The 12,933-nt window shown below is 73.7% G+C and carries 10 protein-coding genes; 5 read left to right on the top strand and 5 right to left on the bottom strand.

Going from position 1 to position 12,933, the window contains the following annotated elements; translation table 11 throughout:
• The first annotated feature begins 133 nt into the window (after nucleotides 1-133).
• Genes ACYVK7_RS13420 through ACYVK7_RS13405 form a run of 4 tightly spaced genes read left to right on the top strand, consistent with a single transcriptional unit; the run spans nucleotide 134 to nucleotide 4,782 of the window.
• On the top strand, nucleotides 134-1,423 hold the full coding sequence (locus ACYVK7_RS13420) for an aspartate kinase (protein ID WP_460888219.1): 1,290 nt from the start codon (nucleotides 134-136) through the stop codon (nucleotides 1,421-1,423).
• A gap of 26 nt (nucleotides 1,424-1,449) precedes the next feature.
• Nucleotides 1,450-2,208 carry an amidohydrolase family protein gene (locus ACYVK7_RS13415; protein WP_460888218.1) on the top strand — a complete coding sequence of 253 codons (759 nt, stop codon included), beginning with the start codon at nucleotides 1,450-1,452 and terminating at the stop codon, nucleotides 2,206-2,208.
• Nucleotides 2,205-3,524: a phenylacetate--CoA ligase family protein gene (locus ACYVK7_RS13410; RefSeq protein WP_460888217.1), complete on the top strand. Its 1,320-nt coding sequence runs from the start codon at nucleotides 2,205-2,207 to the stop codon at nucleotides 3,522-3,524. Before ACYVK7_RS13415 ends, ACYVK7_RS13410 begins: the two co-directional genes overlap by 4 nt.
• A gap of 10 nt (nucleotides 3,525-3,534) precedes the next feature.
• A complete protein-coding gene (locus ACYVK7_RS13405) occupies nucleotides 3,535-4,782 on the top strand; it encodes an FAD-dependent monooxygenase (protein ID WP_460888216.1) in 1,248 nt (415 codons plus the stop codon).
• 94 nt (nucleotides 4,783-4,876) lie between these two features.
• On the opposite strand, the gene ACYVK7_RS13400 is transcribed toward ACYVK7_RS13405, so the two are convergent.
• Together ACYVK7_RS13400 and ACYVK7_RS13395 are read right to left on the bottom strand one after the other, a co-directional pair.
• Nucleotides 4,877-5,251, bottom strand: a complete 375-nt coding sequence (locus ACYVK7_RS13400; protein WP_460888215.1) for a VOC family protein — start codon at nucleotides 5,249-5,251, stop codon at nucleotides 4,877-4,879.
• A gap of 80 nt (nucleotides 5,252-5,331) precedes the next feature.
• A complete protein-coding gene (locus tag ACYVK7_RS13395) occupies nucleotides 5,332-5,808 on the bottom strand; it encodes an AtaL-like protein (protein ID WP_460888214.1) in 477 nt (158 codons plus the stop codon).
• A 300-nt stretch (nucleotides 5,809-6,108) separates the two neighbouring features.
• Between ACYVK7_RS13395 and ACYVK7_RS13390 the strand changes: the two genes are divergently transcribed.
• Entirely contained in the window at nucleotides 6,109-7,539 is a 1,431-nt protein-coding gene (locus tag ACYVK7_RS13390) for an MFS transporter (protein ID WP_460888213.1), read from the top strand.
• A 63-nt stretch (nucleotides 7,540-7,602) separates the two neighbouring features.
• On the opposite strand, the gene ACYVK7_RS13385 is transcribed toward ACYVK7_RS13390, so the two are convergent.
• From ACYVK7_RS13385 to ACYVK7_RS13375, 3 genes are read right to left on the bottom strand one after another with little or no spacing between them, the layout of a single operon-like run.
• Nucleotides 7,603-10,419, bottom strand: a complete 2,817-nt coding sequence (locus ACYVK7_RS13385; protein WP_460888212.1) for a helix-turn-helix transcriptional regulator — start codon at nucleotides 10,417-10,419, stop codon at nucleotides 7,603-7,605.
• Nucleotides 10,416-12,023 carry an FAD-binding oxidoreductase gene (locus tag ACYVK7_RS13380; protein WP_460888211.1) on the bottom strand — a complete coding sequence of 536 codons (1,608 nt, stop codon included), beginning with the start codon at nucleotides 12,021-12,023 and terminating at the stop codon, nucleotides 10,416-10,418. The genes ACYVK7_RS13385 and ACYVK7_RS13380 overlap by 4 nt, the downstream gene beginning before the upstream one ends.
• Entirely contained in the window at nucleotides 12,020-12,754 is a 735-nt protein-coding gene (locus tag ACYVK7_RS13375) for an SDR family oxidoreductase (protein ID WP_460888210.1), read from the bottom strand. Before ACYVK7_RS13375 ends, ACYVK7_RS13380 begins: the two co-directional genes overlap by 4 nt.
• Nucleotides 12,755-12,933 lie beyond the last annotated feature (179 nt).

Below are 12,933 nucleotides of genomic sequence, written 5' to 3'. Positions count from 1 at the left end.
GGCTCCTCTCGCCGATGCGAGTATTGGCCCCGTACCAACCCAAGACCACTGCTCAGACGGGTAAAGATCGCCGCCGCAGGACTACTCGATCGAGTGGTGACTGCCTCAGGACCGTCTGGCTAACGTCATGGCCGTGGCTGTCCAGAACAATGCCGGAGCAGGCTCCGCCCCCGATCCCCGCGACCTCACCGAGATCGTCGTCAAGAAGTTCGGCGGCAGCTCCTTGGCCGCCGCGGAGCAGATCCGTGCGGCGGCACGGACGGTCGCCGCTGCGCACGCGAGCGGGAGCGCCGTCGCCGTCGTCGTGTCCGCCCGTGGCGACACCACCGACGAGCTCCTGGCGGCGGGGCGGGCCCTCAGCACGGCCCCACCGCCGCGCGAGGTCGACCAGCTGCTGTCCACCGGCGAGATCGCGTCGGCGGCGCAGCTCGCGATGGCGCTCCACGCCGCCTCGGTGCCCGCCGTCTCCCTGACCGGCGCGCAGGCCGGGATCGTGGTCGGCGGCCAGGCCGGCGCCGGGGTCATCGACTCGATCGACACCACGAGGCTGCGCGCCCTCCTCGCGGCCGGGACGGTCCCGGTGATCGCGGGGTTCCAGGGGACCGACCAGGCGGGCGACGTCGTCACCCTCGGCCGCGGCGGCTCCGACACCACCGCCGTCGCGCTCGCCGCGGCGCTCGACGCCCGGCGGTGCGAGATCTACACCGACGTGCCGGGCATCTTCAGCGCCGACCCGCGGCTGGTCCCCGACGCCCGCCGGCTGCCCGATGTGCCCGGGCCGGTCATGACCGAGATGTCGTTCTCCGGGGCCCGGGTGATGCACTCCCGAGCGGTCGAGCTCGCCTCGATCCGCGAGGTGGACCTGCAGGTCCTCAGCTCGCGCGAGGCAGGGGACGGCACGACCGTCGTCGCCCGGCCGGAGGACGGGTTGGAGAGCGGAGGCGCCGTCGTCGCCGTGACGCACGACGGCGAGGTGGCAAGGGTGCTGCTCGAGGCGGAGCGGGACCTCGCCACCGAGGTCTTCCAGGTGCTCGCCGAGCACGGCATGCCGATCGACGTGGTCGCTCGCTCCGGCCGGCACGAGCCGATGTTCCGGATGGGGTTCACCATCCCGTCCGCGCACCTGGGCCGCGCCGTCCCCGCCCTGCGCAGGGCCGTCCAGGAGCACGGAGGCCAGCTCCAGGTCAACGACGACGTCGGCAAGGTGTCCCTGGTCGGCACCGGCCTGCTGAGCCGGCCCGAGCTCACCGCTCGCGCGCTGACCAGCCTCGACCGCGCGGGGATCCCGACCACCTGGCTCTCCGCCACCCAGCTCCGTACCTCGGTCACCGTCCCCCGGGACCTCGTCCACGCGGCGGTGGCCGCCCTGCACACGGAGTTCGGCCTCGGCACCGAGCCGTCGCCACAGCCGGCAGCCGTATGACCGGCAGCGCCACGAACGGAGCGGACATGGACGCGGTCTTCGACTTCAAGGTACGGCTCGCACCCCGGCCCGGCGCCCCCGAGAAGCTGGCGAGCACCCTCACCAGGAACGGCATCCGGGGCGCCGCCGTCACGGCGGGCGGGGTGATCGACCTGGCGGGCCTGTCCAGGCAGCTGGTCGACGGCGGACACGTGACGACCGACCCGGACAACGAGCTCGTGCGGGAGTTCTGCCTGCGTTCCTCCGGCCGGTTCGTGCCGGTGTATTTCGCCAACCCCCATCGCCCGGCGCAGGAGTACGCCGACCGGGCGGCCGGGTTTCGCGGCCTCGAGATCTCGCCGGCCGTCCACGGCGTGCCGCTCACCGACCCGCGCGTCGCCGAGCTGGTACGCATCGCCGGGCGCGCGCGGCACTCGGTCTACGTGGTGTGCCTGATCCGGCCGGGCTGCGGGGTGGCGGACCTGGCCGCCCTCGCGCGAGCCCACCCCGGCACCGTGTTCGTCCTCGGCCACGCGGGCACCGGCAACATCGACTTCTACGCCGTCGACCTGATCGCGGACCTGCCGAACGTGCTGCTCGAGACGTCGGGCGGCTACACGAGCGTGCTGTCGGCGGCGCTGGACCGGCTCGGACCCGAGCGGCTGCTGTTCGGGTCGGAGTACCCGCTGCAGGACCCGCGGGTGGAGCTGGCCAAGTTCCGCGCCGTCGACGTGACACCGCAGGACTGGGCACTCGTCGGCCGGCGGAACGCCCACCGTGTTCTCGGACTGGAGGAGCTCGCATGACCTCGACCACGACCACGTCCGCGTTGCCGCAGATCGGGCAGTGGCGCGACCTCGCGGAGCTGACCGCGCTGCAGGACCGCCGGCTGCCCTGGCTGTTCGCCCGCGCCGCCGGGTCGCCGTTCTACCGCGACCGGCTCGGTCCGGCGACGCCCGGCTCGCGGCAGGCGCTCGCCGACCTGCCGCTCACCAGCAAGCAGGACCTGCGCGACGCGTACCCGTTCGGGCTGCTCGCGGTCGACAAGCGCGAGCTGGCCACCTACCACGAGTCGAGCGGCACGGCGGGGCAGCCGACCGCCTCCTACTACACCGCCGACGACTGGACCGACCTCGCGGAGCGCTACGCGCGCAAGCGGGTGGAGATCGGCCCCGACGACGTCTTCCTGGTCCGCACGCCGTACGCCCTGATGATCACCGGGCACCTGGCCCACGCAGCGGCCCGGAGCCACGGAGCCACCGTCGTGCCGGGCGACAACCGCTCCGCCGCGATGCCCTACGCCAGGGTGGTGCGGGTGCTGCACCGCCTCGAGGTCACGCTGTCGTGGTCGATGCCCACCGAGACCCTCATCTGGGCGGCGGCCGCGAGCGCCGCGGGGCTCCGGCCGGGGGCGGACTTCCCGGCGTTGCGGGCGCTCTTCGTCGGCGGTGAGCCGATGACGGCGCAGCGGCGGGCGCGGATCGGCGAGCTGTGGGGGGTGCCCGTGGTCGAGGAGTACGGGTCGACCGAGACGGGCAGCCTCGCGGGCGAGTGCCCGGAGGGGGTGCTGCACTTCTGGGCGGACCGTGCGGTCCCCGAGGTGTATCACCCGGAGTCGGGCGAGGTCACGGTGGAGGGCAGCGGGCAGCTCGTGGTGACGCCGTTGTTCCGGGCGGCGATGCCGCTGCTGCGCTACAACCTGGAGGACGACGTCGAGCTCTCGTACGCCGACTGCGCGTGCGGCTGGCAGCTGCCGACGATCCGGGTGCTGGGCCGGGCGGCGTTCGGCCATCCGGTGGGTCGCGGGCGCGTGACCCAGCAGCAGGTCGAGGCGCTCGTGTTCACGCTGCCCGCCGACCACGGCGTGCTGTTCTGGCGCGCGAAGGCGGACCCGGCGCGGCTCGTGGTGGAGATCGAGGTCGCTCCGGGCCGCCGCGCGGCGGCTACGGCCGAGCTGTCTCACCGGGTCCAGGAGGTGCTCGGCGTTCCGTGCGAGGTGCGTGGGGTCGAGCCGGGCACGCTCATGCCCCGCGAGGTGCTCACGGCCACGCAGGACGTGGTCAAGCCGCGCAGCCTCTTCGGCCCCGACGAGGACTGGGGCAAGGCACTGCTCTACTACTGAGGGAGTCATCGTGGATGTTCAGAGGCACAGCGGCGAGGTCGCGATCATCGGCGCGGGTATCGCCGGTCTGACGCTCGCCGCGGAGCTGGCGCGGGTCGGCTCCGCCTTCCGGGTGTTCGAGCAGGCGCCGCGCCTCGGTGAGGTCGGGGCGGGTGTGCAGCTCGCGCCGAACGCCGTGCGTCTGCTGGAGCGGCTCGGTCTCTCGGACGCGCTGCGCGACGTCGCGGTGCGGCCGGAGGCCATCGAGCTGAGGCGGTGGGACGACGGCCGGGTGATCGCCCGGACGACGCTGGGTGCCGAGTGCGAGGAGCGGTACTCCGCGCCGTACTACACGGTGCACCGGGCTGACCTGCACCGTGCGCTGGTGGACGCGGTCGGGGCCGACGTGGTCGAGCTGGACCGGCGGTGCGAGTCCGTCCAGGCGTCGGCGGACGGCGTGCGGATCGACTTCGCGGGTGGGGCGTCCGCCGCGGCGGGTCTCGTGGTCGGGGCGGACGGCATCCATTCGGCCGTCCGCAAGCGGCTGAGCGCCGACCGGCCACGGTACTCGGGGCAGGGGATCTATCGCACGGTGATCTCCGCCGGCTCCGTCCCGGCGCTGCGCGCGGAGCCGAAGGTCGTGCTGTGGCTGGGTCCGCGGCAGCACCTGGTCTGCTATCCGATCTCCGGGGGAGAGCGGATCAGCGTCGCCGCGACGACGCCGGTGGTCCAGTGGCAGCCCGAGTCGTGGACCGCGCCCGCCTCGCCGGACGACCTGCGGTCCGCCTACGCGGGCTGGCACCCGGACGTCCGGGCGGTCGTGGAGGCCGCCGAGGAGGTCACGCTGTGGGCGCTGCACGACAGGGACCCGATCCCGAGCTGGTCCACCGGGCGGATCGCCCTGCTCGGTGACGCGGCGCACCCGATGCTGCCGTTCTTCGCGCAGGGCGCGAACCAGGCGGTGGAGGACGCCTGCGTCCTCGCTGCCTGCCTGTCGGCCGCCGGCGGGGACGGCGTGTCCTCCGCGCTGGCCCGGTACGCGCGGATCCGGCGGGACCGGGCGGAGCGTGTGCAGCAGATCTCCCGGCGCAACTCGTCGGCCCTGCACCTCGGTGACGGTCCCGCGCAGCCGGACCAGGGGGCCGAGCTGGGCCGTTCGCAGCGGCTGGCGGAGCAGGACTGGCTGTACGGGTACGACGCGACCCGTGCCCTGGAGGAGGCACCGGTGGAGGGGGCACCGGTGGACGAGGCACGGGTGGGCGGCTCGCACGTGGGCTGACCGAGCTGGCTCGAGCTGGCTCGAGCTGACACGGGTCCGGCCCGGCCGCGCGCGACGCGGCCGGGCCGGACCCGTTGCTCGGGCGAGCTTCCGCTCAGGCGAACTGCCAGAGACCGACGGTGTTGCCCTCGGGGTCGGAGAAGTAGGCGACGAAGCCGACCTCGCCGACCGGTGCCTTCTCCTGGACCAGCTTGCCGCCGGCCTGCTCGACCTGCCGCAGGGAGTCCTCGATGTCGTCGACGTGCACGGTGACGAGCGGCGTGGTGATGGCCCCGCCCCGGACCGCGAGGCCGCCGTTGATGCCGCCCGGCTCGGTCGGCTGGCCGTACTCGTTCGACGGCGTGGTGCCGACCATCGCGGCCGTCTCGCCCTGTGGTGTGACCGACCAGCCGAAGACCTCGGTGTAGAAGGTGCTCGCCCGGCCCAGGTCGTCGGTGGGCAGCTCGAAGTGCATGACGCGTCCGCTCATGATGTGTGGTGCCTTTCCTCTCGGGGGTGGTGCAGGTGTGCTGACAGATCAGTGCGTGGTGACATCAGTGCGTGGTGACGTCAGTGCGCCACGGCGTCCGTGGCCGCGGCGTACAGCCGCGCGGTGGTCACCGTCGCCCGCGCGGTGTCGTAGAAGAGCAGGTCGTTCTCGGCGACGAAGCCGCTCTCCCTGCGGCTGTGCTCGACCCCCGCCGGCGACAGCGTCGCGGTGAAGGTGAACGTGAGCCGCCCCTGGTCGTCCTCGCCGATCTCGTTGGTGATCGTCTCCAGGTGGGGGTTGTCCAGCTGCGTGAACACGATGCGGCTGCGCGGCTCGAGCGACACACGCTCCCTGACGGTCTGGTTCTCGCGCAGCTCGATCTCGCGGGTGAAGCCGTCGTCGAAGCGCTCGAGCACGACGGCAGCCGTGATGGACGGTACGTACGACACCGGGTTGGCCGCCTTGTGGACCAGGATCTCCCACAGGCGGTCCGCGTCCAGCTGCGGAAACTCCAGCCCTTCGTCGTTCACCAGGATCGTGTGCTGGAACATCACCATGTCATTGCGCCTTTCGCCGAGGTCTCCCGTCACCGGACCTGCTCACTATCGCGACGGGGGTGACCGGCAGGACATCCCGCGTTCACGGGATCTTTCCGGAGCGGACGGCGACGCTCGTGGACCAGGCACCGACCAGGCACCGACCAGGCACGGATCAGGCACTGATCGCGGACGGATCACGCGAACACGTGATGCACCGGACCACCGCCGCTCGGGACGATCGGCACGAATGTCAACGGTGATCCGCGAAACATGTCAACTGCGACCCGCGGTCCGATCCACGAGGAGTGATCTAGTTCGATGAGCAGCGACGTCGAGAGTTCATCGGCCGGCACGTCGGCCGAGCCGGGCAGGACCGCGCGCAACCCCTGGGTGATCTTCAGCGTTCTCGCGCTGATCGAGTTCATCACCGTGATGGACGCGTCGGTGGTCAACATCGCCCTGCCGGCCATCCGCGACGGCCTCAGTTTCTCCCCGACGACGATCGCGTGGGTGGTGGACGCGTACCTGGTGGGCTTCGCGGGCTTCCTGCTGCTCGCGGGGCGCGCCACGGACTTCGTCGGCCGGCGCAGGCTGTTCCTGATCGGCGTCGTGGTCTTCACGGTGTTCTCGCTGGCCTGCGCCGCCGCCGTCGAGCCGTGGCACCTCGTGGTCGCCCGTGTGCTGCAGGGCTTCGGCGCGGCGCTGGTCTTCCCGGCGGCGCTGGCGCTGATCACCGACATCTTCCCGGAGGGGCCCAGCCGCGGTAAGGCGATCGGCCTGTTCAGCGGGATGGCGGGCCTCGCGGCCCCGGTCGGCCTCGTGCTCGGCGGGCTGCTGACCACCGTGTCGTGGGAGCTGATCTTCCTGATCAACATCCCCATCGGCATCGTGGTGCTGGTGGCGAGCTTCGTCCTGCTCCCGTCGCCCCGGCCTAACCCGCAGGGACGCCTGGACGTGGCCGGGGCGGTGACCTTCACCGGCGGCCTCATCATGCTGATCCTGGCGATGGTGCGCGGCGGCGCGCAGGGCTGGACGTCCCCGCTGACGCTCGTGGAGCTCGGTGTCGCCGTGGCGCTGCTGATCGCGTTCGTCGCGCGCCAGCGGGTCGCCGCCGAGCCGCTCATCCCGACGGTGCTGCTGAAGATGCGCAACGTCTCGGTCGGCAACATCATCTTCGCGATCGTCGGCACCATCCTCATCTCGGTGTTCTTCTTCATCACGCTGTACCTGCAGCAGGTGCGCGAGTTCGGCTCGCTCGAGGCGGCCCTGCTGTACCTGCCCATCCCGCTGGGCATGTTCGCGGGCACCCAGGTGGCACCGCGGGTCCTCCGGTTCGGGCCGCACAACGTGCTGGGGGCCGGCCTGGTGATCCAGGCGGTCGCGCTGGCGGCCTGGGCCCTGATGATGAGCGAGTCCGGGTCGCTCCTGGTGTCGTTCCACATCCCCGCCACGCTCTGGGCCTTCGGCCTCGGTATGTCGATCGTGTCGTCGTTCGTCGTCTGCACGATGGGCCTGGAGGGCCCGATCGCCGGTGCCGCGTCCGGCATGGCCACGACGTCGTACCAGGGCGGTGGCGCGCTCGGCCTCGCCGTGCTGGTCGTCGTGGCCGACGCGGTCACCCGCGGCAGCTCGAGCCCGGCCAGCCTGATCTCCGGCTACACGGCCGCCCTGTGGGTGGCCGTCGGTATCGCGCTCCTGGGTGCGCTGTTGACCCGGCTGATCATGGGCGGCAAGCAGCCAGCGGGCTGAGCCTGCGGGACGGCGCGGGGCCCGTCGCCGACGGGCCCCGCGCTCACGCCGTGTACGGGTCGCTCACGCCGTGTACGGGTCGTCGTGCGCGAGCACGATCCGGGCCAGCTCCACCCGGTTGGAGACGTCCAGCTTGGCGAACGCGTGCCGGATGTGGCTGTCCACGGTGTGCGGTGAGAGGAACAGCTGCGCCGCCACCTCCCGGTTGGTGCGGCCCTCGGCGACCAGGCGCACGACCCGCAGCTCCGAGGTGGTCAGCCCGGCCCAGCCGCTGCGGTGGCGAGCGGCCTTGGCGGCCGCGGGGCTGCGTACGCCGAGCGAGCGCAGCCCGCGCCGGACCCGGTCCGCGTCGTCGTGCGACCCGCACTCGGTGTAGATGTTCCTCGCCTGCTTGAGCATGGCGACGGCCGCCTCGTGGTCGCCGGCCCTGCGCTCGGCACCGGCCGTGTCCTCCAGCGCGTACGCCAGGCACAGGGGGCGCGGGCCGGCACGGTGCGCGGAGACCGCCGCGTGCAGAAGGTCCCGGTCGTCCAGGAGGAGCCCCTCCGCGTGGTCGGCGGCGCCGTGCAGCGAGACCACGCGCGGGTTGCGCGCGGCGACCTCCCGGGCGGCCGCCGCCACGGTGCCCGCCGCCTCTCGGTCGCCCGCCGCCAGCGCGAAGCGCACCAGCCACGGTCCGGACAGGGGCTCCTGCACCAGCAGGTACGGCCGCTCGCCGAGGATGCCGACGAGCTTGTCGAAGGAGCGCCGCGCGGCCGCCTGCTCGCCCAGGGCGGCGTAGCACACCGCCCGTTCCCAGTGCAGCTCCTCGGTCAGCGCGCAGATCCCCTGTTCGATGCAGGCGTCCGCACGCGCCAGCAGCTGGGCTGCGGCCTGCGGCTCACCGCGCAGCGCCGCCAGGTAGGCGAGGGTGGCCAGGAGCGCCGGGGTGAGGGCCGCCGAGTTCAGCTGCCCCGCCACGCGCAGGCCTGCCTCGGCCTCGGCCCTCGCGTCCTCGAGCTTGCCCGCCGCCAGCTCCAGCTCGGCGTGGAACTGGTGGCTCATGGGCTGCGACCAGGCGGTGCCGAGCTCGGCGGCGGCGAGCTTGTCCGCCGCGTACATCGCCTTGGCCTCGGGGAACCGGTCCGCGGCGACGAGTGCCCGGGCCAGCCAGAGCCGGGGGTGCCGGTGCCGGGGCTCACCACCGGACGACTCCGCCGCGGCGACCGCCTCGCGAGCCTGCTCCATCGCCCCGTCGACGTCGCCGTCGGCGTAGGCGACCATGCTGGTCGCGCACAGCCCCACGACGACGGCCAGGTCGGCGCCTGCGGACCGGCCCAGCCCGACGGCGCCGTGCGCGGCGGTCCGCGCCGAGGACAGGTCGTCGAGCTGGAGGAACGCGTGCGCCTGGACCGCGAGCAGGTGCGCGCGCTCCCCCGGGCCGCTGCCCGTGCCGGACAGCGCCCGCCCGGCGAACTCGACCGCGCCACGGTCCTGCCCCGCGTGCTTGAGGGCCTCGGCGAGCCCGATCAGCACCGCCGACTCGGCCGCCGGCGGCATGCCGTGGGCGAGGGCCTGCTCGGCGAGCGCACGCGCCTCGGCGAGCCGGCCGGCCGAGGCGAGGAACCTGACCGCGTCGGCGACCAGCGGTAGGTGCGCCGGCTCGTTGCTCCCCTGCAGGTCCAGGAGCCGGAGGATGAGGTCGGCCGCGGCCGACGGCGCGCCCGGCGCGATGTCCGCGAGCGCCTCGCGGAACATCGCCAGCGTGGACTCGTCGGCCCGTTGCGCCCCGCGCAGGAAGTGCTCGGTGACCTCGGCGCCGGAGCTGCCCTCGCGGCGGAGCACTGCGACGGCCTCCCGGTGCAGGGCCTGCCGCACGGTGCCGGGCAGGCTGTCGTAGACCGCCTCGCGGATGAGGTCGTGCCGGAAGGTCAGGCGGGCGCCGTCGTCGACGAGGAGGCCCGCCGCCACCGCTTCGCGGGTGGCGCCGAGCATCGCGGCGGGGGGCCGGCCGAGCACCCCGGCGGCGGCGTGCACGGTGAAGGGGCCCGACAGCACCGCGCCGGCTTCGAGCAGGCTGGCGCCGTCGGCGGACAGCTCGCGCAGGCGCCGCTGGACGGCGGCGACGAACCCCAGGGGCAGGCCGTCCCCGACGGGCCTGGCCAGGCCGTCGTGGACCTGGACGCGGCCCTCGGACTGCAGCGTGACGAGCAGCTCCTCGAGGAGGAACGGGTTGCCGCCGGTGCCGGCGGCGAGCTCGAGCACGCCGTCGTCCGGTGGTGCGCCGAGCACGTGGGCGCAGAACTCGACGAGGTCCGGGCGGTCGAGGGGCTCCAGCGGCAGGATCGTCGCGTCGGCGCCGCCGACGTCCGCGAGGGCGTGCGTGCCGGGGCGCTGGGCGAGCAGCCAGAGCACGCTGGACGACCGGAGCGTGGGGACGAGGATGCGCAGGGCGAGGGCCGAGAGCTCGTCGGCCCAGTGGAAGTCGTCGATCACGACGGCGACCGGCTGCTCCCGCGCGAGCTCCTCGACGGCCTCGCCCAGGCGGTCGATCAGCCGGTACGCGCTCTGTCCCGTGTCGACGGTGTCACCGGTGCCGGCCGTCCCGAGCAGTGGCCGCGTGCCGCGCCGCAGCGCGGTACGCAGCGTGCTCAGCGGCGCTGCCCGGTCGATCCGGGTGGCCCGGCCCGCCGCGACCACGAACCCCAGCTCCTCGGCGCGGCGGGCCGCCGCCGTGACGAGCCGGGTCTTGCCGATCCCCGCTGGGCCCTCGAGCACCACGCAGGCACCGGCGCCCTCCGCCGCAGCGGTCAGCCGCTGATCGACGCTCCGCAGGGTGTCGCCCCTGCCGACCAGCGGCAGGGGCGACTGCGGCGGGGCCGCCGCGCGCGTCCGGGTCACGCCCGGACCGACTGGGCGTGCCGGAACACGTCGTGCGGGTCCCACTGCCGCTTGACCCGCTGCAGCCGCTCGTAGCCGTCCTTGTAGTACAGCTCGGTCCAGTCGACGCCCGAGGTGTTCCACTCGGGGTCCCCGAGGTCGACGTCGGCGTAGTTGACGTAGCAGCCGTCGGTCCGGGGCCCGGGGACCGGCACTCCCCCGGTGTCCGCGAAGACGTCGCGGTAGAGCTCGCGGACCCAGCTCAGGTGCTGCTCGTCGGCGGCGGGGTCGGTCCAGGACACCATGAACTGCGGCTTGAGCACGGAGTCGCGCTGCGGCACCGCCGTCTCGTCCGGCGCCACCGCGTTGACCTGGCCGCCGTAGGAGGTGAGCAGCAGCAGGGCGCCCGGGTGCTCGTAGTCGGTCCGGGTGAGGTGGTGGTGGATCGCGGCGGCCTGTTCGTCGGTGAAGCCCTGGCGCAGGTATGCGGACTTGATCTTGAACCGCCAGTTGGGGTTCCGGCCGCCGGTGAAGCCCGGCCACTCGACCGCGTGCAGCCACGGCAGGCGGCGGCGTTCGAGGGTGACGGGCCGTGCGCCGACGCCCGCGCCGACCTCGGCGAGGAAGCCGTCGAGCAGTGCGTCGGGGTCGCCCGTCGTCGCGTCCACCTCGATGGTCATGCCGAACGAGCCGGCGACCCGGTGCTGGGGCTTGAGCTGGCAGAACAGCGCGTTCGCCGCGGACCCTGGCGCGCTGTTGCGTGTGAGCCAGTCGCCGTAGTTGCCGAGCAGCCGGGTGAACCCGGCCTCGGTGAGGTCGGCCCACCGCCAGCTCAGGTCGGCCACCAGCGTCTCGCCCGGCCCCGCGGGGAGCAGCCGCTCCGGTGCGCCGGTCGCCCCGGGCGTGCGGAACCAGTACCGCGTCACGATCCCGAAGTTGCCGCCGCCACCGCCGGTGTGCGCCCACCAGAGCTCGCGGTTCTTCCCGTCCCTCGTCGCCACCACGGTCCTGGCAACTCCGTCGGCTCCGGCGACCACGACCTCGACGGCGTACAGGTGGTCGACCGTGAGGCCCCTGCTGCGGGAGAGCACGCCGTAGCCACCGCCGGCGATGTGCCCGCCCGCGCCGACCGACGGGCACGAGCCACCGGGGATGGTCACGCCCCAGCCCCGGAACAGGGCGTTGTACACCTGCTCGAGGGTGGCGCCCGCCTCGACGGCGAACGCCCCCATCCGCGGGTCGTAGTAGACCCGGTTCATGTCGGCGAGGTCGATCACGACGCCCACGGCCGGGTCGGTGACGAAGTCCTCGTAGCAGTGACCGCCGCTGCGGACCGCCACGCGGGTGCCCGTGTCCAGGGCGTGCTGCAGGGCGTGGGTCACCTGCCGCGCATCGGTGGCGAGCCGGATCTGGTCAGGGGTGCCGGCGAAGCGGAGGTTCGCGCCGCGCACGAGCTCGGCGTACTGCCGGTCGTGCGGCACGACCGTCACCGGCGCCGACCCGCGCGCACCGCCTGCGGCCGGAGCGGCAGCGGCGGCGGGTGGCACGTCGGCGAGCAGCGCCGCCCCGCCCGCCGCCCCCGCGAGGCCGGTCACGAACGCGCGGCGGCTGACCTGCCCGCTCAACTGAGCCCGCCGTCGGCGTAGAGGATCTGCCCGGTCACCCAGCCGCTGTCCTCGCCGGCGAGGAACGCCACCACCGAGGCGACGTCCTCGGGCCGGCCCAGCCGGCGCAACGGCGTCTGGGCCGAGATGGCGTCGGCGTTGGCGCGGGCGCCGGGGTCGAGCATCGGGGTGTCCGTGGGGCCGGGGGCCACGGCGTTCACCGTGATCCCGCGCGGTCCGAGCTGGTGCGCCAGCGACCGGCCGAGCGCCTCGACGCCCGCCTTCGCGGCGGCGTAGACGCCGAGCATCGGGGCGGCCGCGGCCGGGATGCGCGCCGAGACGTTGACGAGGCGCCCGCCGTCGGCGAGCCGCAGCGCGGCCTCCCGGCAGGACAGGAACGTCCCGCGCAGGTTCACCGACATGACGCGGTCGAACTCGTCCGCCGTGGTGGCCTCGATGGGCCCGCCGGTGACGACACCGGCGTTGTTCACCACCACGTCCACCCGGCCGAACTCGGTCACGGTCGCATCGAACAGCGCGCGGACGTCGTCCTCCACGGCGAGGTCGCCCCCGACCAGCAGTGCGCGCCCGGTCCCTGTCCCCTCGCCGATGGCACGGGCGGTCGCCTGCGCGCCGTCCTTGTTGCGGTGGTAGTGCACCACGACGTCGGCTCCCTCACGGGCGAGCCGTTCCGCGACGGCCCGGCCGATCCCCCCGGACGCCCCGGTCACGATCGCTGTCTTCCCCTGCATGGTCACGAGCGGCCTCTCGTCAGATCGTCCAGAGCGTTTGCGCACAAAGGTTATGCGGATAACGACCTCGGCCGTCAAGCAAAACACCACCCGCGCGGACTCACGAGAACACGTGATGTCGCGACGTCGGTGGCACACCTGAGAATCGGACCCGCAGCACCCCGCCGCGCCCGCGGCGG

It is taken from the genome of Promicromonospora xylanilytica (genome assembly GCF_054782895.1).
The sequence above is the reverse complement of the archived record's forward strand: the minus strand, read 5'-3'. Positions and strand labels throughout refer to the sequence as shown.

Coding starts and splice junctions, on each gene's coding strand:
- ACYVK7_RS13415 (WP_460888218.1), top strand. CDS start 1,450: ATGGACGCGGTCTTCGACTTCAAGGTACGGCTCGCACCCCGGCCCGGC.
- ACYVK7_RS13410 (WP_460888217.1), top strand. CDS start 2,205: ATGACCTCGACCACGACCACGTCCGCGTTGCCGCAGATCGGGCAGTGG.
- ACYVK7_RS13400 (WP_460888215.1), bottom strand. CDS start 5,251: ATGAGCGGACGCGTCATGCACTTCGAGCTGCCCACCGACGACCTGGGC.
- ACYVK7_RS13395 (WP_460888214.1), bottom strand. CDS start 5,808: ATGGTGATGTTCCAGCACACGATCCTGGTGAACGACGAAGGGCTGGAG.
- ACYVK7_RS13390 (WP_460888213.1), top strand. CDS start 6,109: ATGAGCAGCGACGTCGAGAGTTCATCGGCCGGCACGTCGGCCGAGCCG.
- ACYVK7_RS13375 (WP_460888210.1), bottom strand. CDS start 12,754: ATGCAGGGGAAGACAGCGATCGTGACCGGGGCGTCCGGGGGGATCGGC.